The sequence below is a fragment of the Catenulispora acidiphila DSM 44928 genome, from assembly GCF_000024025.1.
Lineage (GTDB): Bacteria > Actinomycetota > Actinomycetes > Streptomycetales > Catenulisporaceae > Catenulispora > Catenulispora acidiphila.
Window position 1 is genome coordinate 4262175 of record NC_013131.1, and the last position, 23478, is coordinate 4285652.

At 70.5% G+C, this 23478-nt stretch carries 16 protein-coding genes; 12 read left to right on the plus strand and 4 right to left on the minus strand.

Annotated features, from left to right (window positions below; translation table 11 throughout):
- Positions 1-69 precede the first annotated feature (69 nt).
- Positions 70-2733, plus strand: a complete 2664-nt coding sequence (locus CACI_RS18750; RefSeq protein WP_015792404.1) for an MGH1-like glycoside hydrolase domain-containing protein — start codon at positions 70-72, stop codon at positions 2731-2733.
- A 778-nt stretch (positions 2734-3511) separates the two neighbouring features.
- Here the strand turns inward: CACI_RS18750 and CACI_RS18755 are convergent.
- Positions 3512-4762, minus strand: a complete 1251-nt coding sequence (locus CACI_RS18755) for an ROK family protein (protein WP_015792405.1) — start codon at positions 4760-4762, stop codon at positions 3512-3514.
- 435 nt (positions 4763-5197) lie between these two features.
- Here CACI_RS18755 and CACI_RS18760 point away from each other — a divergent pair, with 435 nt between their 5' ends.
- The 11 genes from CACI_RS18760 to CACI_RS18805 all read left to right on the plus strand — a co-directional run bounded on the left by CACI_RS18760 (position 5198) and on the right by CACI_RS18805 (position 17784).
- Positions 5198-5746: an NADPH-dependent FMN reductase gene (locus CACI_RS18760; RefSeq protein WP_015792406.1), complete on the plus strand. Its 549-nt coding sequence runs from the start codon at positions 5198-5200 to the stop codon at positions 5744-5746.
- 172 nt (positions 5747-5918) lie between these two features.
- Positions 5919-6002, plus strand: a complete 84-nt coding sequence (locus tag CACI_RS54235) for a putative leader peptide (RefSeq protein ID WP_143765864.1) — start codon at positions 5919-5921, stop codon at positions 6000-6002.
- 184 nt (positions 6003-6186) lie between these two features.
- A complete protein-coding gene (locus CACI_RS18765; protein WP_015792407.1) occupies positions 6187-7134 on the plus strand; it encodes a TauD/TfdA dioxygenase family protein in 948 nt (315 codons plus the stop codon).
- A 12-nt stretch (positions 7135-7146) separates the two neighbouring features.
- A complete protein-coding gene (locus CACI_RS18770) occupies positions 7147-7644 on the plus strand; it encodes a flavin reductase family protein (RefSeq protein ID WP_015792408.1) in 498 nt (165 codons plus the stop codon).
- A gap of 28 nt (positions 7645-7672) precedes the next feature.
- A complete protein-coding gene (locus tag CACI_RS18775; protein WP_015792409.1) occupies positions 7673-8722 on the plus strand; it encodes an LLM class flavin-dependent oxidoreductase in 1050 nt (349 codons plus the stop codon).
- 61 nt (positions 8723-8783) lie between these two features.
- Positions 8784-9872 (plus strand): ABC transporter substrate-binding protein, encoded by a 1089-nt coding sequence (locus CACI_RS18780; protein WP_015792410.1) that lies wholly within the window; start codon positions 8784-8786, stop codon positions 9870-9872.
- Positions 9869-10717, plus strand: a complete 849-nt coding sequence (locus tag CACI_RS18785; RefSeq protein ID WP_015792411.1) for an ABC transporter permease — start codon at positions 9869-9871, stop codon at positions 10715-10717. The genes CACI_RS18780 and CACI_RS18785 overlap by 4 nt, the downstream gene beginning before the upstream one ends.
- Positions 10693-11472, plus strand: a complete 780-nt coding sequence (locus tag CACI_RS18790) for an ABC transporter ATP-binding protein (RefSeq protein WP_015792412.1) — start codon at positions 10693-10695, stop codon at positions 11470-11472. Before CACI_RS18785 ends, CACI_RS18790 begins: the two co-directional genes overlap by 25 nt.
- A gap of 17 nt (positions 11473-11489) precedes the next feature.
- Positions 11490-12857 (plus strand): LLM class flavin-dependent oxidoreductase, encoded by a 1368-nt coding sequence (locus tag CACI_RS18795; RefSeq protein WP_015792413.1) that lies wholly within the window; start codon positions 11490-11492, stop codon positions 12855-12857.
- Complete coding sequence (locus tag CACI_RS18800; protein ID WP_015792414.1) at positions 12854-16759, plus strand: ABC transporter ATP-binding protein; 3906 nt, start codon at positions 12854-12856, stop codon at positions 16757-16759. Before CACI_RS18795 ends, CACI_RS18800 begins: the two co-directional genes overlap by 4 nt.
- Positions 16756-17784, plus strand: a complete 1029-nt coding sequence (locus CACI_RS18805) for an aldo/keto reductase (protein WP_015792415.1) — start codon at positions 16756-16758, stop codon at positions 17782-17784. The genes CACI_RS18800 and CACI_RS18805 overlap by 4 nt, the downstream gene beginning before the upstream one ends.
- A 1129-nt stretch (positions 17785-18913) precedes the next feature.
- Here the strand turns inward: CACI_RS18805 and CACI_RS18810 are convergent.
- Genes CACI_RS18810 through CACI_RS18820 form a run of 3 tightly spaced genes read right to left on the minus strand, consistent with a single transcriptional unit; the run spans position 18914 to position 23477 of the window.
- On the minus strand, positions 18914-21778 hold the full coding sequence (locus tag CACI_RS18810) for a fumarate reductase/succinate dehydrogenase flavoprotein subunit (protein ID WP_015792416.1): 2865 nt from the start codon (positions 21776-21778) through the stop codon (positions 18914-18916).
- A complete protein-coding gene (locus CACI_RS18815; protein ID WP_015792417.1) occupies positions 21778-22695 on the minus strand; it encodes an ABC transporter ATP-binding protein in 918 nt (305 codons plus the stop codon). Before CACI_RS18815 ends, CACI_RS18810 begins: the two co-directional genes overlap by 1 nt.
- Complete coding sequence (locus tag CACI_RS18820) at positions 22692-23477, minus strand: ABC transporter permease (protein WP_041541992.1); 786 nt, start codon at positions 23475-23477, stop codon at positions 22692-22694. Before CACI_RS18820 ends, CACI_RS18815 begins: the two co-directional genes overlap by 4 nt.
- Position 23478 lies beyond the last annotated feature (1 nt).

Sequence of the window (23478 nt, forward strand, 5' to 3'; positions counted from 1 at the left end):
GTGTTCGGGATTCGCGCACCCTGGGCTTTCGGAAACAGGCCGAAATCATCGCCGGTCCACACTGGGGACATGGAAGACGCCGAACAGGTCCGCCTGAGCGCCGCCGACGCCGAGGGGGAGGCCCATGTGCCCTGGCGGGAGTGGGGCCCTTATCTCGCCGAGCGCGCGTGGGGCACCGTCCGCGAGGACTATTCCGAAGGCGGTACCGCGTGGGACTACTTCCCTCACGACCACGCCAGATCCCGTGCCTATCGCTGGAACGAGGACGGCCTGGCAGGCATCTGCGACGAGCAGCAGCGGTTCTGCTTCGCGCTCGCGTTCTGGAACGGCGTGGACCCGATCCTGAAGGAGCGGCCGTTCGGCGTCAGCGGCCGGGAGGGCAACCACGGGGAGGACGCCAAGGACTACTGGTGGTTCCTGGACTCCACACCCACCCACTCCTGGATGCGCTGGCGATATCACTACCCGCAGCGGGAATTCCCGTACCACGACCTGCTGGAAACCACCCGCGGCCGCGGCGGCGCCGACCCCGAGTACGAGCTCGTGGACACCGGAGTCTTCGACGACGACCGGTATTGGGCGATCACCGCCGACTACGCGAAGGCCGGACCGCACGACCTGTGCATCCGGGTGCGCGCGGAGAACATGGGACTGGAGCCTGCCACGCTGCATGTGCTGCCCACGCTGTGGTTCCGCAACACCTGGTCCTGGGGGTTGCCGGGGCACGAGGCCGCGCCCCGGATCACCGCCCATGGCGCGCGGCTCGTCGGCGAGCACGAGCATCTCAGAACCCTGTCGCTGTTCGGCGAGGGCAGCCCGGAGGTGCTGGTGTGCGACAACGAGACCAACAGCGAACGGCTGTGGGGCTACGGCGGCTACAGCGAGTTTCCCAAGGACGGGATCAACGACCACATCGTCAACGGCGCCGACACGGTCAATCCGGCGCGCACCGGCACCAAGGCCGCGCTGCACTACGTGCTGACCGTTCCGCCCTGGAGGTCCGCGGAGATCCGGCTGCGGCTGCGGATGGCAGGGCCCGGCGTCCCGCACCAGACCCGTGCCAGGCTGCTGGGCCGCCGTTTCGAGGAGGTGATGGCCGAACGGGAAAGCGAGGCCGACGACTTCTTCGCGGCACTGACCCCGGACTCCTGCTCCGACGACGAGGCGATGGTGCTGCGGCAGGCCGTCGGCGGCCTGATGTGGTCCAAGCAGTTCTACCACTACAACGTGCCGCGCTGGCTGGACCACGACCCCGGCCACGCTGCGCCGGTCGGCGGAAGCGCGCGGCGCAACGCGCACTGGTGGCACATGTCGGCGCGCGACGTCATCGCCATGCCCGACACCTGGGAGTACCCGTGGTTCGCGGCCTGGGACCTGGCCTTCCACGCCGTCGCCCTGGCCAGGGTGGATCCGGGCTTCGCCAAGCAGCAGCTGCAGCTGTTGCTGCGGGACTGGTACCTGCACCCCAGCGGCCAGATGCCGGCCTACGAGTGGAACTTCGGCGACGTGAACCCGCCGGTCCACGCCTGGGCCGCGCTCCAAGTGTTCGCCGCCGACGGCAGCCGGGACTTCGGGTTCCTCAAGCGGGTCTTCCACCGGCTGCTGCTGAACTTCACGTGGTGGATCAACCGCTTGGACGCCGAGGGCAAGAACGTCTTCGAGGGCGGCTTCCTGGGCCTGGACAACATCGGTCCCTTCGACCGCAGCGCCGGCGTCCCGTCCGGCGGCCAGCTGGAGCAGAGCGACGGCACGGCGTGGATGGCCTTGTTCACGCTCACGATGATGGACATGGCGCTGATCCTGGCGACCGAGGACAGCGCCTACAGCGAGCTGGTCACCAAGTTCTTCGAGCACTTCGCCCTGATCGTCCAGGCGGCCAACACCCAGGGCCTGTGGAACCAGGAGGACGGCTTCTACTACGACGTGATCCGCGTCCCGGGGGAGGAGGGCGTGCCGCTGCGCATCCGCTCGGTGGTCGGCCTGCTGCCGCTGAGCGCCACCGCCACGGTGTCCTCGGCGGCGCTGGCGGCGGTCCCGGAGCTGGAGCAGCGCCTGGCCTGGTACCGGACCAACAAGCCGCACTACGCCGACGTCCTGGCCGGCCGCGTACTGCCGGCCAGCGACCTGCGGCTGCTCACCATGGTCCGGCACGACCAGCTCCCGCGCCTGCTGGAACGCATGCTCGACGAGAACGAGTTCCTCTCGCCCCACGGCTTGCGAGCCCTGTCGCGGGCCCATCTCGAGACCCCGTTCACCGTCCGGCTCGGCGAGGCCGACTACAGCGTCGGCTACGAACCGGCCGAGTCCCGCTCGACCCTGTTCGGCGGCAACTCCAACTGGCGCGGCCCGATCTGGTTCCCGGTGAACTACATGCTCATCGACGCCCTCGACCGCCACCACCGCTTCTTCGGCGACCGCCTCCGCGTCCCCTACCCGACGCCCACGACGCGACCGCGAACCGGCGCGCCGAGCCGCGAGGCCACCCTCGGCGAGATAGCCGACGACCTGTCAGGCCGCCTGATCTCCCTCTTCCTCGACGACGCCGACGGCCGCCGCCCGGTGTTCGGCCACACCGAGCTCTTCCAGAAGAACGCGGACTGGCACAACCTCATCCCCTTCCACGAGTACTTCCACGGCGACACCGGCGCCGGACTCGGCGCCTCGCACCAGACGGGCTGGACCGCACTGGTCGTGAATCTGATCCTGCGGAGGTCGGCGGGGGATGCGCGGTAGGCGCGAAGAAGGGGGGCTTCTGGCTGATGTGTGGGTGGGTTGCGTGGGTGTGGTGCGGTTTGTTTGTGGGTTTTTAGAAGCTTTCTTTACGGCTTCGCGCGGGTGTTGATGGCCTCGCAGGGGGCGCAGTTCGGTGGAACGTGTCTGGGTGGCGCTGGCGGCTGGCGGCGTTTCGTGTTCACGACCGCGCGCAGGTCCGGGTCACTGCGCGCACGTTTGTCTTGGCGGGTGTCGGCGGCGTTTGAAGGGCTAAGTCGCCGACGGTTTCGGGAAACACATTGGTGTTATTGGGCGCCGCCCGCCGGGACTGGCAGCCGTGCTCGCGGCGAGTTTTCTGCGATAGCCGGGGGACTTCTTCCCATAAGGGAGGCGACCAACACTCGAACCGCCGCCGCCCCGCCCGACCCAGCCCCGACCCCCCGTTGCAGAGTGCCCCCGCCGGAGGCGCCTGCTCTTGACCTTGACTTCAGGTGCGCACCAAACGCGGCAGACACCCGCCAACCCCAACGCGTGCGCAGTGACTCGGACCTACGCGCGGGCGTGTCGGTCCACAACCGCCGGCCGCCAGCGCAACCCAGACACCCGCCACCGAACTGCGCCCCCTGCGAGGCCATCAACACCCGCGCGAAGCCGTAAAAAGCTCTGAAAACCCACAAACAAACCGCGCTGCCCACCTACACCGCACCACCCACACATCAGTCAGCAGCGCCGAAAGAAGCCACCGTACTGATGAGGTCGCACAAGGTCGGTGGAGCAGCACCGCACCCCCACCGCGCCGTCACCGCCCCGACCGGCGCGGCGCGACAGCGAGCGGGTCGCGGTAGAGCGCGTTCAGGATCACCGAGCCGCCCGCGATGGCGAGGGTGTTCCCCGCGAAGCTGGAGGGCACCACGGCGGATGCCGCGTCGATGCGGGTTCGGGAGCTGGCGGCCACTTCGGCCCGCAAGGCCGCAAGTGCGGACGGCAGGGTCGTGACCGCCTGCTCGGCCACGACCACGAGTTCGGGGTCGAACACGTCGATCAGCATCGCGGCGCCCTGTCCAACCAGGCGGGCGCGCTCGACCAGCAGGTCGAGGGCCGCCCGGTGGCCGGTGCGGGCCGCGGTGAGCAGGGCGGGGAAGTCGTGGACGGGGACGACGCCGCTCTCGACGGCGCGAGCGGTGACGGTGCGTTCGGAGACCGCGGCTTGGAAGCAGCCGGTGCGGCCGCAGGGGCAGTGTTCGGTGCTGTCCGCGAGCCGGAGGTGCGCGATGGCGCCGGCTTGGGAGCGCGGACCGTAGTGGGCGGCGTCGCCGAGGGCGAAGGCCGCTTCGACCACGTTCCCAACGAACAGGTGCAGCACGCTTTCGGCGCCGCGGGCCGCTCCGAAGAGCCGTTCGCCGTGCAGCAGGGCCCGCGAGTGTCCGTCCACGTAGACCGGCAGGCCGGTGTGCTCGCGGAGCAGATCGCGGATCCGCACCTGGCTCCAGCCGAGCATCGTGTGTTCCACGACGACGCCGGTCTCCTGGTCCACCCAGCCGCCGCAGGCCACGCCGATGCCGAGCGGCGCGGCGCCCGCGCCGTCCTGGCGCAGCAGCTCGAGCAGGCACCGCGCGGCGTGCCGAACCGTGCTGTCCGCCGAGCGGGCCAGGTGCGGGATCCGGCGGCTGGCCAGGACCCGGCCGCGCAGGTCGAGCACCGCGACGGTGACGTGCGGGACCGCGATGTGGACGGCGCCGACCACATGGCGGGCGGTGTCGATGTCGACCGGCAGGTGCGGGCGGCCCAAGCCGTTCGACTGCGTCTGGTCCGGAAGGTCGCGCAGCAGACCGAGCCCGATCAGCTCGGTGCAGTACCCGGTCATCGAGGCCGGGGACAAGCCGGTCAGGCGGCCGATGGTACTGCGCGCGGCGGGCCCGTGGCCGAGCACGGTGCGCAGGATCCCGCCGGCGCTCGCCGCCCGCCGGCCGACCGCCGCCGTCCGGGTGTCCCGGCTCGCGACGGCGGCGTGGGACGCGGTGTCTGGGTGGTCGCCGATGACGGGTTTCACAGGATGCTGCCTCCGGGCGCGCGGCTGGGTGGGGACTGTTCCCATCGCGCGCCGGGGTCAGGCCGAGACGCGCGGTCCGGCAGGCGGACACAGCGCGGTCGCCTGGCGGCACAGGTCGACATACAGCCGTGCTCTGAGACCGGCCGCTTGAGAGGGCATGTCGCCCCGAACATGGGGCGTAGCGGCGATTATTCCCGTGTCCACGCGCGGCGGCGTGGCGAGTTCGGGCGGCGGACGGCGATTGACAGCCCTGCGCCACCCTGCCTAGCGTTCGCCGACAGAGACGAACCTGTCGGGCGCGGGCCGACAGCGTGTCGTATATCAGCGCTCGTCTGTAACTGCCCCGAGCGTGCCACACCGCCGGCGCGATCAATCCGATCAATCGTCCGCCCTGCCGTGTCGGCCGCCGCCTCCCGCTGCCTCATGGAGAATCTGATGACTCAGACACCTGAACCCGGCTCTGCCCTGCCGCTGCCCGCGAACCTCCGGGTCGGCGTCGTGGTGGGCAACCCCAAACCCGCCTCGCGCACCTACCAGGCCGCGGTCCACCTGGCCGAGCGCCTTGCGGGACGGGCTCCGGACCTGACTGTCGACCTGGCCGAATACGCCGGCCTGCTGGACTGGTCCGACGCCGCCACCGCCGCGGCCGTGGCCGGTGTCACCGACCTCGACCTGCTGGTGGTCGCCAGTCCGACGTACAAGGCTTCGTATACCGGCCTGCTCAAGGTGTTCCTCGACCGCTTCCGGGCCGACGCGCTGGCCGGCGTGGTCGCCGTGCCGTTGATGCTCGGCGCTGGGCCGGGCCACGCGATGGCGCCCGAGGTGTTCCTCAAGCCGGTGCTGGCCGAACTGAGCGCGGTGCTGCCCACCCGCGCTCTGTATCTGCTCGACACCTCCTACGACGACCCGGCCGCCTATGAGCCCTGGCTCGCCGCCGCGCGGCGCCCGGTGCTCGCCGCGCTGCGTTCACCGGTCTCCCCGTGAGGCGGATAGGGACTTCTCAGCCGCGACGGCTGCCCATTGTCGGCAGTGCGGCGTCTCACGGACCAAGACACACTCCCGCGACCACCTTCTCTTCGGCGGCGGCTGCTTTATTTCAGCAGGGATGAAATAGCTATGTGTTGACGTGCGGGTATGCCGCTGCGATGGTGTATGCATGACCTCCGGCGCGCACCTTGTGGCCCGCCTGCACGTCGACCTTCGGCGGCAGGCGAGTGCCGTCTGTCCGGCTTCTCGGTAGTTCTCCCGTCCGCGGTCGCTCTGTGCCGCCGCGGCCCTCGCTTCCGGCGTTTGTTGCAGGGCTCTGAATCGAGCCCGCGGAACGCGTTGCCCGTTCGCCTCTGAATCGCCTTCCGTCCTCAGCGTCATGTGCGTTCCGGCGTGCCCGCGCCACCCTTGACGCCTGCTGAAAGGTCCCTGTCGCCATGCCAGAAAACCAGCTCACCATCTCCCGTGTCGCCGGCCGGATCGGTGCCGAGATCAGCGGGATCGATCTCGCCGAACCGCTCGAGGAGCACACCGTGGCGGCGATCCGTGCCGCGCTGTTGGAGCACAAGGTCGTCTTCTTCCGCGCGCAGCGCCTCGACCACGGTTCGCAGATCGCCTTCGCGCGGCAGTTCGGCGAGCTCACCCACGCCCACCCGCACGAGGACGCGCCGCCGGAGCAGTTCCCGCAGATCCTGACCATCGATCCGGACCGCTACGCGCAGAAGTACGGCGAGGACTTCCGGCAGGAGTACCGCAAGCGTCAGTACTCGTACTTCTCGGGGTGGCACACCGACGTCACCGCGGCGGTCAACCCGCCGGCGGGCTCCATCCTGCGCGCCGAGGCGGTGCCGGAGTTCGGCGGCGACACCCAGTGGACGAACCTGGCCGCCGCCTACGAAGGACTCAGCGCGCCGTTGCAGCGGCTGGCCGAGTCGCTGCGGGCGGTGCACCGCTTCCGGATCCCGGCCGAGGAGGAGTCCAAGCGGGCCGAGCGGGTCAACGCCAACCTGCTGATCGCCGAGCACCCGGTGGTGCGGGTGCATCCCGAGACCGGGGAGCGGGTGCTGTTCGTCAACCCCGGGTTCACCGACCACATCGTCGGGCTGAGCGCGGTGGAGTCCCGCCGCGTCCTGGACCTGTTCTACGAGCACCTCACCCGGCCCGAATACACCGTGCGCTTCCGCTGGCGCGCCGGCGACGTCGCGTTCTGGGACAACCGCGCCACCGCCCACCTGGCTCCCACAGACCTGGACCATCTGGACGTCCGGCGCACGCTGCACCGCGTCACCCTCATCGGCGACCGTCCGGTGGGTGTCGACGGACGGGAATCCGAACTCCTCGCCGGCCGGCCGTTCCTGGCCGACAGCGCCGTCGTCGTGTCCTGAGGCGGGCCGGACGTGACGCTGTTCACCACCAATCAGGACCTTTCGCCCGAGGGTCTGCGCGAAGTCTTCGGCGTCTTCCCGTCCGGGGTCGTCGCCCTCGTCGCCTTCGTGGACGGCGAGCCGGTCGGCCTCGCGGCCAGTTCCTTCACCTCGGTGAGTCTGGACCCGCCGCTGGTGTCGGTCTCGATCGCCAACGGCTCCAAGACGTGGCCGGAGCTGCGGGGCGCCACCCACCTGGGCATCACCGTCCTGGCCGACCAGCACCGCGGGTTCGCCCGGCAGTTGGCCGGACCGGTCGGCTCGCGGTTCGCCGGGATCCCGCTCGCCCGCACCGCTGAGGGATCCGGATTCCTCGAGGACGGTCTGGCCCATTTCAACACCAGCATCTACCGCGAGGTCGAGGCGGGGGACCACACCGTCGTCCTGCTGCGCGTCCACGCCAGGGCGGCGGCCGCCGAGGGCCAGCCGCTGGTCTTCCACCGCAGCGGCTTCCGCACTCTCGCCGCCTGATCACCTCGCGATCGCCGAAGAAGGACTCATGGAACTCCTCTGGTACGTCCCCAACACCATCGAACCGGGCCACCGCGGCGATGACACCGCCGACGGCTGGGGCACGCTCGACTTCACCCTCGATCTGGCTACCACGGCCGAGGCCCACGGCTGGTCCGGCGCCCTGTTCGGCACCGGGTGGGGACGCCCCGACACCTTCACCGTCGCCACCGCGGTCGCCGCCCGGACGACCACGTTCAAGCCGCTGGCGGCGATCCGGCCCGGCTATTGGCAGCCCGCACACTTCGCGAGCTCGGCGGCGACACTCTCGCATCTGTCGGGCGGCCGGCTGCTGGTCAACATCGTCAGCGGCCAGGACAACCTCGCCGCGTACGGCGACGCCGAGGGCGACCAGGCGCAGCGCTACGCCCGGACGAAGGAGTTCATGCGGATCGCCCGGCGGCTGTGGACCGAGGAGAACGTGACCTTCGACGGCGAGTACTTCCGGGTGAGCGACTCCACCGTCGTGCCGCGGCTTCTCGACGGCGGACCGCGCCTGTACTTCGGCGGCGCCTCGGCGGCGGCGGAGCGGGTCTCGGCGACCGAAGCCGACGTCCAGCTGTTCTGGGGCGAGCCGCTGGAGGACATCGCCGAGCGCATCGACCGGCTCAAAGCACTGAGCCGCGACCTGGACCGGGACCTGAAGCCGTTGGAGTTCGGACTCCGGATCACCACGCTGGTCCGGGACACGCCGGAGGAAGCCTGGCGTGCCGCGCAGGAGAAGGTCGTCAAGCTCGCCGAGCGCACCGGGGTCCCGCGCACCTGGAAGTCCGCGGTCGGACAGCAGCGGCTGCTCGATCTGGCAGGGCGCGGCGACGTTCTCGACGACTGCCTGTTCACGACTCCCGGCCGGTACGGCGGCGGCGGCGCCGGCACGACCTGGCTGGTCGGCTCGGCCGACCAGGTCGCGGCGGCCCTGCGCAAGTACGCCGACCTCGGCATCAGCCACTTCATCTTGTCGGACACCCCGTACAAGCAAGAGACCGCCCGGGTGGGCGACGCGCTGATCTCGCGTCTGCGGGAGCCGGTCGCGGTCTGATGCCGGGCGGTCTCTTTTTTTTGCCCGATACCACACTGAACCTATATGGATGGATGACTTTATGAGGCCGAGACACCTGGCCGACCGCGCCTCCGCGCTCCGCCGCACCGCCGCGCTCCTGACCGCGATCGCGACCGTCGGCGGACTGACAGCCTGCGGCTCCTCCAGCCATCCCGCGCTGGCGCTGACAGCCGCTCTGCCCTCCACCGTGCCCTCCGGCACGGTCCTGCGCATCGGCGACCCGGCGGTGCAGATCGCGATCCAGGCCGCCGGCTTGGACAAAGAGCTCGCCGCCGACGGCGTCACCGTCAAGTGGGCCAACATCAGCGGCGGCCCGGACAGCATCAAGGCGTTCCGGGGCAACCAGCTCGACTGCAGCGCGGTCGCCGACATCCCCTCGCTGTTCGCGCACTGGACCGGCACGTCGACGCAGATCGTCTTCCAGTCGGTGACCGTCGACCCGCTCGCGCACCCGGTCTACAAACTCGGCGTCGCGCCGGGCAAGGACGTCAAGACACTGGCGGACCTGAAGGGCAAGAAGATCGCCTACAGCCCCGGGCAGGCCCAGGGCGCGCTGGTCCTGCGGGTGCTGCAGAAGGCCGGGCTCACCAAGAACGACGTCACGCTCGTGGACCTGCCCAGCACGGCGAGCACCTACAACCAGGCGCTGGGCAGCCACGCGGTGGACGTCGCGCCCCTGGGCACCAGCACGATCGTGACGTACCTGAAGCAGTACCCGGGTTCCTCGGCGATCACCACCGGCATCCGGGACGACGCCTCGACGCTGTACTGCCTCACCTCGTCGGTCAAGGACACGGCCAAGGCCGCCGCCCTGCAGGAGTACGTAGCCGTCCGTACCAAGGCGCTGCTGTGGGAGAACGCCCACCCGGACCAGTGGGCAAAGCTCTACTACGAGCAGAACCAGGGCCTGAGCGCCGCCGACGCGCAGCACGCGGTCCAAGTGAAGGGTCTGGCCGGCATCCCGGCGACGTGGACGGACGCCGACGCCCGGCTCCAGGCGACCGCCGACCTTCTCGCCGCCGATCAGGGCAACGCGAAGTTCGACGTCTCCACGATCGTCGACACCCGCTTCGCCGGCGTGGAGGCCGCGGCGGCGGGCTCGAACGTGGTCACGGGAGGCGCGTCATGACCAGCACCGCGCTGGACCGGGCCGTCCTGGCCGGGGACGAGCCGGCGCGCGAAGACGTCCGCGTCGTGCGCCGCCGGCTCGGACCGGGTCCCCGGATCCGCTTCGCCTTCTGGATCGGCCCGGCGCTGCTGGTGACCGTGTGGGTGGTCGGGTCGCTGACCGGCTTCATCACCCCGCAGGTGCTCACCGCGCCCTGGGACGTGGCCAAGGAGTTCGGCGACCAGTGGACCCACCACGATCTGCTCGGCAACATCACAGCCTCGCTGCGGCGCGCCGGGTACGGGCTGGCGCTGGGAACGGCGGCGGGCTTCCTGCTCGCCCTGGCCTCCGGCCTGTCCCGGCTCGGCGAGGCGGTCATCGACGGTCCGATCCAGATCAAGCGCGCCATCCCGACCCTGGCGCTGATCCCGCTGTTCGTGGCCTGGTTCGGCATCGGCGAGCAGATGAAGATCATCACGATCGGGCTGATCTCGATGATCCCGATCTACATCAACACCCACAACGGGCTGCGCGGGATCGACGGCCGCTACGCCGAGCTCGCCGAGACCCTGGACATCCGGCGCGGCACGTTCCTGCGGCACGTGGTGCTGCCCGGCGCGCTCCCCGGCTTCCTGCTGGGCCTGCGCTTCGCGGTGACCGCCGCGATGCTCGGTCTGGTCGTCGTGGAGCAGTACAACTCGCTGTCCGGCATCGGCCACATGATGACGCTGGCCCAGGAGTACGGCCAGACCTCGGTCATCGTCGTCGGCCTGGTCCTGTACGGCTTCTACGGTTTCCTCGCCGACGCCGCCGTCCGTCTGGTGGAAAGGAAGGCACTGTCATGGCGACGGACGTTGGAGGGCTGACCACCGCTCCGGCCGGGGTCGCGGTCCGCGGCCTGTACCGCAGCTTCAACCGGTCCGGCGGCGTGCTCAACGGTCTGGACCTGGACATCGCGCCGGGGGAGTTCGTCGCGCTGATCGGGCGCTCCGGCAGCGGCAAGACCACGTTGCTGCGCGCGCTGGCCGGGCTCGACCGGGACGTCGAGGGCTATGGCCGCATAACGGTTCCCGAGCAGGTGTCGGTGGTCTTCCAGGACTCCCGGCTGCTGCCGTGGAAGCGGCTGCTGGCCAATGTGACGCTCGGCCTGGAAGGCAGGGACGCCGTCGAGCGCGGGCTGCGGGCGCTGGCGGAGGTCGGCCTCGCCGGCCGGGAGCAGGCCTGGCCGGCCGAGCTGTCCGGCGGCCAGCAGCAACGCGCCGCGCTGGCCCGCTCGCTGGTCCGCGAACCGCGGCTGCTGCTGGCCGACGAGCCTTTCGGCGCGCTCGACGCACTCACCCGCGCCCAGATGCACCGGCTGCTGCGCAAGCTGTGCCAGGCGCACCAGCCGGCGGTGCTGCTGGTGACCCACGACGTCGATGAGGCGATCGTGCTCGCCGACCGGGTGATCCTGCTCGACGACGGGATCGTCGCCACCGACCTGCGGATCGACCTGGAGCAGAGGTCTGCGGCGGACCCGGGCTTCGCCGTGCTGCGCCAGCGGTTGCTCGACGCGCTGGGCGCCACCGGCGAGCACCTCGGCTCCGACTTCATCGCTCCCGGCACGCGCCGGGCTTCCTGAAAGAGACACGCTTCTCCATGAGCACAGACAAGACCGGCAAGAAGCTCCATCTCAACGCGTTCCTCATGGACACCGGGCATCACGAGGCGTCGTGGCGGCTGCCGGAGTCCGATCCGTACGCGGTCTGGGACGTCGAGTACTACAAGCGCGTGGCGCGGATCGCCGAGCGCGGCAAGCTGGACTCGATCTTCTTCGCCGACAGCCCGGCTCAGGGCCACGATCCCACGCGGCGTCCGCCAGGCAAGCTCGAACCGACCGTGCTGCTGACCGTCATCGCCGGCGCCACCGAGCACATCGGGCTGATCGCCACCGCGTCCACCTCGTACAACGAGCCGTTCAACCTGGCCCGGCGCTTCGCCTCGGTGGACATCGCCTCCCGCGGCCGGGTGGGCTGGAACATCGTCACCACGGCCGGCGCCGACGCCGCCCGCAACTTCGGCCTGGACGACGTGCCGCTGCACAAGGAGCGGTACGACCGGGCCGATGAGTTCCTCGACGTCGTCACCAAGCTGTGGGACAGCTGGGCCGACGACGCGACGGTCGCCGACAAGGAGGCCGGCGTCCACACCCTGCGGGAGAAGGTGCGCGCGATCAACCACCGCGGCCGGTTCTTCCGCGTCGACGGTCCGCTGAACTCGCCGCGCCCGCCCCAGGGCTGGCCGCTGCTGGTCCAGGCCGGTTCCTCGCAGGACGGCAAGGAGTTCGCCGCGGCCTGGGCCGAGGCGGTGTTCACCGCGCAGCAGACGCTGGAGGATTCGCAGGCCTTCTACTCCGACCTGAAGGCCCGGACGGCCGCGCACGGACGCGACCCCGAAAGCATCAAGATCCTGCCCGGCATCGTGCCGGTCATCGGCGACACCGAAGCCGAGGCCCGCGAGATCGAGGACCACCTGGAGCGGCTGATCGACCCCGAACACCAGAAGCGCAACCTCGCCGCCCGTTTCAAGCTGGACCCGGACGCCCTCGACCTGGACCAGCCGCTGCCGCTGCACCTGCTGCCGAAGGAGGACGAGATCGAGGACGCCAAGAGCCGGTACACGCTCATCGTCGACCTGGCCCGGCGGGAGAACCTGACCGTGCGCCAACTGATCGCCCGCCTCGGCGGCGGCCGCGGCCACCGCACCTTCACCGGAACCCCGGTGCAGATCGCCGACACCCTCCAGCACTACTTCGAGAACGGCGCCGCCGACGGCTTCAACATCATGCCGGCCGTCCTCCCCTCCGGGCTGGAGGCGTTCGTCGACAAGGTCGTCCCGATCCTTCAAGAACGCGGCCTGTTCCGCACGGAGTACGAAGGCGCCACGCTGCGCGAACGCTACGGACTGGCGCGCCCGGCCAACCGGATCCACGATGTGGTCGACCGACGGGTGGGTACCGCTTCGTGACCGCAGCCCTCGTCAGCTCCGAGAAGACAGCGCCCAGCGGCGGCGAGCCGCCCGATGCCAGATGGCTGCGACGGCTGGCCGGCTACTGTCTGAGGCACCGCACGGACCTGGTCGCCGCGTACGGAGCCGCGCTCGTAGCCGCCATCGCGACCGCGGTGCTGCCGCTGGTGCTGCGTCACATCGTCGACGGCGTCGACGACCGCTCGCTGCGGATGACGCCGTGGCTGCTGGTCCTGGCCGGGCTGGGACTGCTGCGGTTCGCCGGCAGCTTCCTGCGTCGCTACTGCTCCGGCCGGCTCTCTCTCGGCGTGCAGTACGACCTGCGCAACGACGCCCTGGCCGCCCTGCTGCGCCTCGGCGGCGGCTACCAGGACGAACTGCGCACCGGCCAGGTGGTGAGCCGGTCGATCTCGGACATCACCCTCATCCAGCAGCTGCTCCAGATGTTGCCGAACATGACCGGCAACTTCCTGATGTTCTTCGTCTCGCTGGTCTTCATGGCCGTGCTCTCGCCGGTCCTGACGCTCGTGGCTCTGGTGGTGGCACCCGCGCTGTACGCCATCGCCCGGCATAGCCGCAAGGACCTGTTCCCTGCCAACTGGCACGCGCAGCAGGAGGCGGCCGAGGTCGCCACCGGTGTCGAGGAGGCCGTGACCGGCGTCCGCGTGGTCAAGGGCTTCGGGCAGGAGGAGCGCGAGATCCGCGAGCTCGAAACCCGGGCGCGCCGGCTGTTCTCCTCCCGGGTGCGGGTGGCGCGGCTGACCAGCCGCTACAACCCGGCCCTGCAGGCCGTGCCCCCGCTGGGCCAGGTCGCCGTGCTGGCGCTCGGCGGGTGGCTGGCGCTGCGCGGCGACATCACGCTCGGCACCTTTCTGGCGTTCACCACCTACCTGAGCTCCTTCGTGAACCCGGTCCGCCAGGTCGCCACGCTGCTGACTGTGTGGCAGCAGGCGCGCGCCGGCGTCGAGCGGGTGCTGGACATCGTCGATGTCACACCCGGTATCGCGGACCGCCCGGACGCCGCGGACCTGCCGGACGTTCCTCTCGCGCTGGAGTGGGACGGCGTCGTCTACGGGCACGGTGAGCAAGGCGGCAGGCCGCTGCTGAACGGCTTCTCGCTGCGGGTGGAGCCCGGCGAGACCCTCGCGCTTGTCGGCGCCGCCGGTTCCGGCAAGTCGACGGCGGCCTACCTCATCCCGCGCTTCTACGACCCCGGGGAAGGTTCGGTCCGCATCGGCGGTGTCGACGTACGGGACCTGCGGTTGGCGTCGTTGCGCTCCCGCCTGGGGTTCGTCTTCGAGGACAGCCACCTGGTCGCGGGCACCATCGGGGCGAACATCGCCTTCGCCGAACCGGACGCCCCGATCGAGCGGATCCGCGCCGCGGCCCGCGTCGCCCGCGCGGACGAGTTCATCGACACCCTGCCGGACGGCTACGACACCGTCGTCGGCGAGCAGGGCCTGACCCTGTCCGGAGGGCAGCGGCAACGGATCGCGCTGGCCAGGGCGATCCTGCGCGATCCGGCCGTGCTGATCCTGGACGACGCCACCTCGGCGATCGACGCGCGCGTGGAGAAGGAGATCCACGCCGGTCTGCACGGGGTCACCCAGCAGCGCACCACGCTGATCATCGCTCACCGCGCCTCGACACTGGAGCTGGCTGACCGGATCGCCGTCCTGGACGGCGGCCGGGTCGTCGACATCGGGACCGCGGCCGAGCTCCAGGAACGCAGCGCGGTCTATCGGGCGCTGCTCTCCGGCGAGCCCGCACCCGGCGAGCTCGACATCGACGCCGCCGAAGCGGCCGGTCCCTACCGGCCGGGCGGGATCACCGAAGCGCTGTGGCAGCGGCCTGCCGACGACGCCGAGGCCGGCGAAGCGGTCGGGCTGCGGGTCGCGCAGGCTTTCGCGGCGCGCGCCGCCGGTGCCGGCCACGGCGGCGGCCGGGGCGCGCTGGGCGGCGGCGTCCTCGGATCGGCGCCGCCGACCCCGCAGATGCTCGCGCATCTGGAGCAGGTACCGCTGATCGACCAGGATCCTGACATCCGCTCCGACCAGGCGCGGTCCGCCGATCCCCACTTCGGGCTCGCCTCGTTGATCCGGCCCTTCCGCGGCGCCCTGCTGCTCGGACTGATCCTGGTCGCCCTGGACGCGGCCGCCGAGATCGCCGTGCCGGTCCTGGTCCGGCACGGCGTCGACTCCGGTATCGCGCGCGGGTCCGAGCGCGCGCTGCTGCTGGTCTCCCTGGTGGCGGCCGCGATCGTCCTGGCCGACTGGATCGCCGGGGTGTGCCAGGTCCGCGTCACCGGCCGTACCGGTGAGCGGCTGCTCTACACGTTGCGGGTCAAGACCTTCGCCCAGCTGCAGCGGCTCGGGCTCGACTACTACGAGCGGGAGCAGGCCGGGCGGATCATGACCCGGATGACGACGGACGTGGACTCGCTGTCGAACTTCCTGCAGACCGGGCTGGCGACGCTGGTGGTCAGCGTGCTCACGGTGTTCGGTGTCCTGATCGCGCTGCTGGTCATCAACGCCGGGCTGGCGTTGGTGCTGGTGGCCGCCCTACCGGTGCTGGCCGCCGCGACCGCGGTCTTCCGGCGGCGGTCGGTGCCGGCGTACCTGGACGCCCGGGAGAAGGTCAGCGCGGTCAACGCCGATCTGCAGGAGAACGTGACACTGATCCGGGTCACGCAGGCGTTCGGGCGCGAGGCGTACAACCACCGGGCCTTCGCCGTGCGGGCTTGGGCGTTTCGCGACTCGCGGCTGTACGCGCAGCGGTTGATGGCGACGTTCTTCCCCTTCGTGGAGTTTCTCAGCGTCGTCGCCAGTGCGGCCGTGCTTTTCGTGGGTGCGCGCCAAGTGCGTTCCGGGGCGCTCACTGCCGGGACGTTGATCGCGTTTCTGCTCTGCGTCGACCTCTTCTTCTCGCCGATCCAGCAGCTCTCCCAAGTCTTCGACGGCTATCAGCAGGCTGTGGTCGGGCTGGGACGGCTGCGGGCGTTGATGCGTACGCCCTCTGCGACGCCGGCGTCTCCGGACCCGGTCACGGCGTCGGAGTTGGCAGGGGAGATCGAGTTCGACGACGTGGGCTTCGGTTATCGGACCGAGGCCGACGGCGCCGAGCCGCGCGAGGTGTTGCACGGCATCAGCTTCCGGATCGCCGCCGGCGAGACCGTCGCCCTGGTCGGGACCACCGGCGCCGGCAAGTCGACGATCGTCAAGCTGGTCGCCCGGTTCTACGATCCCACCTCCGGGGCGGTGCGCGTCGACGGCGTCGATGTGCGCGACTACGACCTCGGCCGGTTCCGGCACCGGCTGGGCATCGTGCCGCAGGAGTCGCACATCTCCGGCGGCACCGTGCGCGACGCGATCGCCTACGGCCGGCCCGACGCCACCGACACCGCGGTGGAGGCCGCGGCCCGGGCGGTCGGCGCGCACGAGATGGTCGCCGGGCTGCCCCACGGGTACCGCACCGACGTCGGGGAGCGCGGCCGGACGCTCTCGGCGGGGCAGCGGCAGCTGCTGGCGCTGGCCCGCGCCGAGCTCGTCGACCCCGACATCCTGCTGCTCGACGAGGCCACCGCCTCCCTGGACCTGGCCACCGAGCGCCGGGTCGCCCTCGCGACCGCCGCGCTGACCCGCCGTCGCACCACCATCGTGGTCGCCCACCGGCTCACCACCGCCATGGCCGCCGACCGGATCGTGGTGCTCGGCCACGGCCGGGTGCTCGAGGCCGGTCCGCATTCCGAGCTGCTTCAGGCCGACGGGCCCTACGCGCGGCTGTGGCAGGCGTTCCAGAGCACCGGTCCCACCGCTGACATCGACGTGTTGTCGCAAGCCCAGTCTTCGCAAGCCGAGTCTTCGCCAGCCCAGTCTTCGCAAGCCCAAGGAGAGAATCGATGAGCATCCCCCTGCGTCCGTTCGGACGTACCGGCGTCAAGGTCAGCGCGCTCGCGCTGGGCACGATGATGTTCGGACCCCGCGGCAACCCGGATCACGACGACAGCATCCGGATCGTCCACCGGGCCCTGGACGCCGGGATCAACCTGGTCGACACCGCGGACGTGTACAGCCAGGGCGAGTCCGAGACGATCGTCGGCAAGGCCCTGGCCGGCCGCCGCGACAGCGTCTTCCTGGCCACGAAGTTCCACGGCCGGATGGGGGAGGACGCCAACCGCTTCGGCAACTCCCGCCGGTGGATCGTCAAGGCGGTCGAGGAATCGCTCGCGCGTCTCCAGACCGACCACATCGACCTGTACCAGGTGCACCGTCCCGAGGACGACACCGACATCGACGAAACCCTCGGCGCGCTGTCCGATCTCGTCCACCAGGGCAAGATCCGCTACATCGGCACCTCGACCTTCGAGCCGTCCGGCATCGTGGAGGCCCAGTGGGTGGCCGAGAAGCGCGGCCGGGAGCGGGTGGTGGCCGAACAACCCCCGTACTCGGTCCTCGCCCGCGGCATCGAGCGCGAGGTCCTGCCGGTCGCGCAGAAATACGGACTCGCGGTGATCCCCTGGAGCCCCCTGGCCGGAGGCTGGTTGACCGGCAAGTTCCGCGTCGGCGCAGCGCAGCCCGAGACCAGCCGCGGCGCCCAGCAGGGCCGCTTCGAGATCGGCGACCCGGCCAACGCCGACAAACTCCAGGCGGTCGAAGCCCTGGCCCTCCTCGCCGAGGAAGCAGGCATCTCACTGGTCCACCTGGCGCTGGCGTTCGTGCTGGAGCACCCGGCCGTCACGGCGCCGATCATCGGCCCCCGCACGTTCGAGCAGCTCGAAGGACAGCTCGACGCGGCATCCCTGCGGTTGGCACCGGACGTCCTCGACGAGATCGACAAGATCGTGCCCCCGGGCGTCACCCTGTCCGCACGCGATGCCGGATATAACCCGCCGTCGGTCACCGACTCCGCCCGTCGGCGCCGTGCCTGACTTCAGGCTCGTGTAGCCGAGTTCGGACCTTTTTTCGGCGCCCCTGGCTGATGTGTGGGTGGCCTCTCAGGGGCGCAGTTCGGTGGCAGGTATCTGAGTAGCGTCGGCGGCCGGCGGTTGTTAGTGTCCACGACCGTGCGCCGGTCCGAGTCACTGCGCACGCGTTGGGGCTGGCGGGTGGCGGCCGCGTTTGGTGGGCGCCTGAAGCCAATGTCAAGGGCAGGGCCTCCGGCGGCGCCTTCGCGGCGCGCTACCTCGCTCCGGGGAGGGGGCGCCGCGCTGTCTGCTGCCGGACGCTGCTTGTGGTCGCCTCAGTCCCGGATTCCCCGTCGCGTCGTCGCCGTAGACGGAATCATTTCGGCCTGGCGGTGTAAAGTCGCATCGCTTTTACTGTGGTCGAGAAACGCTGGGCTTGACTGCTTCGTCGAATCGCCGACATCTCAGGAAAAGGCTGCGGTGCTTTTCACAAGCATTGCGGTCGGACTGGCATCTCAGCGCGGAGTAAGTGTTGCGCGATAGGTCGGGGACCTCCTCCCCACAGGGGTGTTGTCCCGGATCCCTCGTCGCTGTCGGCGGGCTCTGCCAATCATTGTGGACTGGCGGTGTCAAGTCGAACGAAAATGGACCCCAGCAATTGCGATCCGACTTGATTCCGCCAGGCCGCAATGATTCCGTCTACGGCGACGACAGCGGCGAGGGATCCGGGACAAAGGCGACCAACACTCAGACCGCCGCCGACCAGCCCGACCCAGCCCGACCCCCCCGTTGCAGAGTGCCCCCGCCGGAGGCGCCTGCCCTTGACGTTGACTTCAGGTGCCCCTCAAACGCGGCAGGCAGCCGCCAGCCCCAACGCATGCGCAGTGACTCGGACCTGCGCGTGGTCGTGTCGCTCCACCACCGCCGGCCGCCAACGCCACGCGGACACCCACCCCCGAACTGCGCCCCCTGCGAGGCCATCAAACCATGCTCGAAGACGTAAAAAGCTTATAAAAACCCACCAACCAACCGCACCCGCCTCCGCCCCGCCACGCACACAAAAGTCATGAGCGCCCTGTTTCCCTCCCGCGCCCGCGCAGGCGCGGGAGGTGTCATCTGCCGGTGTTATCTGCCAGCGTCGTCCGCCAGGCGGTCACGCGTGGCGCGAGCCGGCGGCTGCGTACGCGCGGACGTCGGCGTCGGAGTCGGTGCGGGAGACCGCGAGGGCTTCGGCGACGGCGGGATCACCGTGGTCGAGCCGGAGCAGACCGAGGACTGCGGCGCGGCGTACGTCCGCGTTCGGGTCCCGGCTCAGGCTGATCAGAGTGCTGCGAAACTGTTCCCGGTCCAAGGATTCGGCCGCAAGGCTTGGCGTTGAACCTGGTGCAGATCCGGCGGTCGCAGCAGCCGCGCCGAGGGCGAGCGCGGCGCCCTTGCGGACCTGCCAGACCGGGTCGGCGGCCGATGCTGCGAGAACCGGCGCGTCGAGCAGTGTGACGACGCCCAGTTCGGCCGCCGCCTCCAGAGCCGCGGCCCGAACCAGTGGATCAGGGTCCTTGGTCAGCGTGAGCAAGCAGTCAGTGGCTTCGGTCAGGTCCGCGGGGCGCGATGAGGTGAGACCGCGGGCCACGGCGATCCGGACTTCGCGATCCGGGTCGGCCGCCGCGCCGGTGGCCAGAACGTGTTCGTCCAGGGAGACCAGTGCCCGGACGCCGGCAGCCCGGACGGCGGCGGACTCGTCGCCGAGCGCGTCAGCGAACAGCCTTGGATCGCCGAGCCGCAGTGCACGCAACAGATCCACAGCCGTGGCGCGAGCCAGATCAGTGGGCAGCCGCGCGGCGGCTGTGAGTCCGTCGCGCAACCGCGAGTCGGGCACCAAAACCTCGACGAGCTCGACGAGCCCCGCCGCCGCGGCCCGTCGGACCTCCTCGTCGGTATCGCTGAGGAGCCGCACCAGCAGCGGGCCGGCTTCGGGCGGCGCCGCCTCGGTGAGCACGCCTATCGCCGCGCGACGTACATCCGGAGCCGGATCGTCGAGGAATTCGGGCAGCCAGTCCACCGAGGAGTCCTGCTCGGTGAGAGTCAGCAGCCTGAGAATGCGCGAATGCGCTGAGTCGTCAGCGCTGGGAACGGCGCCCGCACTGGCACCGGCACTAGCACTGGCGCCGGGAACCGCACCCGCACCCGCACCCACACCGGCACCCGCACCGCGAGCGACGCCGTCCGCGGCCGGCGCGAGGCCGCCGGCCCGGCCGAGTCCGGGGTCCGCCATCAACGGCCCGAGATACTCCACGTCGCGGCCGACCGGCGGCTCGAACTCCTCCACCGGCACCAGGTACGGTGCGACCGGCCGCCGCAGGAACTCCATCTCGCCCTCGTCACCCTTGCGCAGGTTGAGATGGGCGAACCAGTCCACGTCGTCGCGTTCGGGCAGGTCGGCCCGGTCATGGTAGAGACCCCAGCGGCTCTCAGTCCGCACCAGCGAAGACTTCGCGGCCATCAGCGCGCAGTCGAGGATGAACGAGACCTCGGCGCAGCGCATCAACTCGTGCGGCGTGCGCGCCCCCATCGCGGCGACCTCGCCCGCCATGCGCTCGAAGGACTCGACCGCGATCGCGAGCTTGCGGCCGGTCTTGGGCGGTGCGACATAGTCGTTCACGAAACGCCGCAGCTTGTACTCCACCTGCGGCTGAGGCGGTCCGCCCGAATGGCGCAGCGGCCGGTAGACGAGGTCGTGCGCGGCTTGGATCTGGTCGGCGGGAAGCGGACCGTCGAAGCGTCCCTCTGTCTTGACCCGTTCGGCGGCATGAGCGCCGGCGAGGTCGCCGAACACGAACGCGCCGATCATGTAGTTGTGCGGAACGCAAGCCAGGTCGCCTGCCGCGTAGAGCCCGGGCACGGTCGTGGCGGCGTTCTCGTCCACCCACACGCCGGACGCGGAGTGCCCGCCGCACAACCCGATCTCCGAGATGTGCATCTCGACGTCATGCGACCGGTAGTCGTGGCCGCGGTTGGCGTGGAAGGTACCGCGGGTCGGCCGCTCGGTGGTGTGCAGAATCCCTTCCAGCGCACTGATCGTGTGCTCCGGAAGATGCGTGGTCCTGAGATACACCGGACCCCGCGCCGAATCGACCTCTCTGGCCACCTCCGCCATCATCGTGCCGGACCAGTAGTCGCAGTCCACGAACCGCTCGCCGAGGGCGTTGACCTGATAGCCGCCGAACGGGTTGGCCACATACGCGCACGCGGGACCGTTGTAGTCCTTGATGAGAGGGTTGATCTGGAAACACTCGATGCCGCTCAACTCGGCGCCGGCGTGATACGCCATCGAGTATCCGTCGCCGGCATTCGTCGGATTCTCGTAGGTGCCGTACAGGTATCCGCTGGCCGGCAGGCCGAGCCGGCCGCAGGGCCCGGTCGCCAGGATGACCGCGCCGGCGCGGACCGTGACGAACGCGCCGCTGCGGGTGTCGAAACCGGCCGCCCCGACCGCCCTGCCGCCCTCTGTGAGGACCCTGACGGGCATGACGCGGTTCTCGATCCGGATCCGCTCCCGCATCGAGCGCTCGCGCATCACCCGGTACAGGACCTTCTTCACGTCCTTGCCCTCGGGCATGGGCAGCACGTAGCTTCCGGAGCGGTGCACCTTGCGGACGGCGTACTCGCCGTGCTCGTCCTTCTCGAACTTGACCCCGTACTTCTCGAGCCGCTGCACCATCGCGAACCCGCGGGTCGCCGTCTGGTGGATCGTGTTCTGATTCACGATCCCGTCGTTGGCGCGGGTGACGTCGGCGACGTACTCCCGCGGGTTGGCCTTGCCGGGGATGACCGCGTTGTTCACCCCGTCCATGCCCATCGCGAGCGCCCCGGAGTGGCGCACGTGCGCCTTCTCCAGGACCAGCACCGAGGCGCCGGCTCCGGCCGCGGTCAGCGCCGCCATGGTGCCGGCGGTCCCCCCGCCGATCACCAGGACATCGCAGTCGAGCTGGGTCGCCTCGTCCACCGCGGGAATCTGCATCACGAGGCCACCTCTGTCGGATTCGTTGCCGTTGCCGCTGTCGCCGCCGCTGCCGTCAGGTCCTCGGCGTCCGCTGCCACCACGGGCATCGCGGGCGCCCCCGCGCTGTTCATCAAGGCTGTGAGAACCCGGGCACGCTGGCCTTCGCGGGAAGCCGTCGCGTCGCGGGGACGCTGTACCGGGATGACGGTGTCGATCCCGGCACGTCCGAGGACGATCACCCGGTCGCCGATCTCCAGCGCCTCGTCGACGTCGTGTGTCACGAACACCACGGTCGGGCCGCCCTGCCGCCACACGTCCACGAGCAGCGCGCGCATCGCGGCCCGCGTCGCCGGGTCCAGCGCGCCGAACGGCTCGTCCATCAACACCACCGGAGGGGCACCGATCAGCGCGCGGGCCAACTGCACCCGCTGCCGCATCCCGCCGGACAAGCGGCCGGGCAGATGCCTGTCGAAGCCGTCCAGGCCCACCCGAGTGATCCACTCCTCGGCTCTCGCCTTGCGTTCGGCTCTGGGCACCTGCCGCACGGCCAGCGGGAACTCGATGTTGCGCCGCACGTCGAGCCACGGCAGCAGCGCGTCGTCCTGGAAGACCATCGCCCGGTCGGACCCGGGCCCGGTGACCGGCACGCCGCCCACACTGATCCGGCCTCGAAGGGTGGGCAGCAGTCCGGCCAGACCGCGCAGCAGCGTCGACTTGCCGCAGCCGGACGGGCCGACCACGGTAAGGATCTCACCGGCGCTGACTACTAGATCCACACCGTCCACGCCACCGAGCACGGCGCGGCGCCGGTATCCGAGGACGACGTCGTGCAGCCGGATCTCGCAGCCCGAGCCCGGACCCGCAGCCGAAGGCGAGCCCGCGCCCGAGCCGGGATCGGAGCCGAAGCCGACGCCCGCGAGCGATGACGTGCTCATCGCGACCCCTCCGTCCCGCGCGGCAGCCACCCGGTGACCCGCCGGCCGGCCAGTTCGACCGCCGCGGCGGTGGCGCCGCCGAGCAGGCCGATCGTGAGCATGCCGACGACCACAGAGGGATAGTCGACCACCGTGTACGCCTCCCAGGTGCGGTATCCGATTCCGTACTGGCCCGAGATCATCTCCGCGGAGATGACGCAGATCCAGGCGACTCCCATGCCGACCGACAGGCCGCCGAAGACTCCGGGCAGCGCACCGGGCAGCACCACCCGGCGCAGCACCGTCCAGCGTCCGGCACCGAGGGTGCGCACCGCGTCTTCCACGACCGTCGGCAGGGCCCGCACGGCGTGCCGGGTCGAGACCAGGATGGGGAAGAACGCCGCGGTCGCGGTGATGAACACCATGCCCTGCTCGTTGCTCGGGAAGGCGAGGATCGCGATCGGCACCAGCGCGATCGCCGGGATCGGGCGCACGACCTCGAGCAGCGGCCCGAGGATGTCCTCGGCGAATCGCGAGCGGGCCAGCGCGATGCCCGTGCCGATCCCGGCGAGCCCGGCGATCAGGAATCCGCCCAGGATCCGCAGCAGGCTGGCGGCTATGTCCTGGTAGTAGACCGCAGTGCCCAACTGGTGCCGGAAGTCCGTGGCGACGGCGCCGGCCGAGGGCAGGTTCCCGAACCGGATCCAGAAAGTCACCTGGTGCGTGGTGAGCAGTTGCCACGCCAGGATCGCGGCGCCAAGCGACACACAGCGCAGCAACCGGCGCCCGGCTTTGGTTCGCAGT

Coding starts and splice junctions, on each gene's coding strand:
- CACI_RS18750 (WP_015792404.1), top strand. CDS start 70: ATGGAAGACGCCGAACAGGTCCGCCTGAGCGCCGCCGACGCCGAGGGG.
- CACI_RS18760 (WP_015792406.1), top strand. CDS start 5,198: ATGACTCAGACACCTGAACCCGGCTCTGCCCTGCCGCTGCCCGCGAAC.
- CACI_RS54235 (WP_143765864.1), top strand. CDS start 5,919: ATGACCTCCGGCGCGCACCTTGTGGCCCGCCTGCACGTCGACCTTCGG.
- CACI_RS18765 (WP_015792407.1), top strand. CDS start 6,187: ATGCCAGAAAACCAGCTCACCATCTCCCGTGTCGCCGGCCGGATCGGT.
- CACI_RS18775 (WP_015792409.1), top strand. CDS start 7,673: ATGGAACTCCTCTGGTACGTCCCCAACACCATCGAACCGGGCCACCGC.
- CACI_RS18780 (WP_015792410.1), top strand. CDS start 8,784: ATGAGGCCGAGACACCTGGCCGACCGCGCCTCCGCGCTCCGCCGCACC.
- CACI_RS18785 (WP_015792411.1), top strand. CDS start 9,869: ATGACCAGCACCGCGCTGGACCGGGCCGTCCTGGCCGGGGACGAGCCG.
- CACI_RS18790 (WP_015792412.1), top strand. CDS start 10,693: ATGGCGACGGACGTTGGAGGGCTGACCACCGCTCCGGCCGGGGTCGCG.
- CACI_RS18795 (WP_015792413.1), top strand. CDS start 11,490: ATGAGCACAGACAAGACCGGCAAGAAGCTCCATCTCAACGCGTTCCTC.
- CACI_RS18805 (WP_015792415.1), top strand. CDS start 16,756: ATGAGCATCCCCCTGCGTCCGTTCGGACGTACCGGCGTCAAGGTCAGC.
- CACI_RS18810 (WP_015792416.1), bottom strand. CDS start 21,778: ATGCAGATTCCCGCGGTGGACGAGGCGACCCAGCTCGACTGCGATGTC.
- CACI_RS18815 (WP_015792417.1), bottom strand. CDS start 22,695: ATGAGCACGTCATCGCTCGCGGGCGTCGGCTTCGGCTCCGATCCCGGC.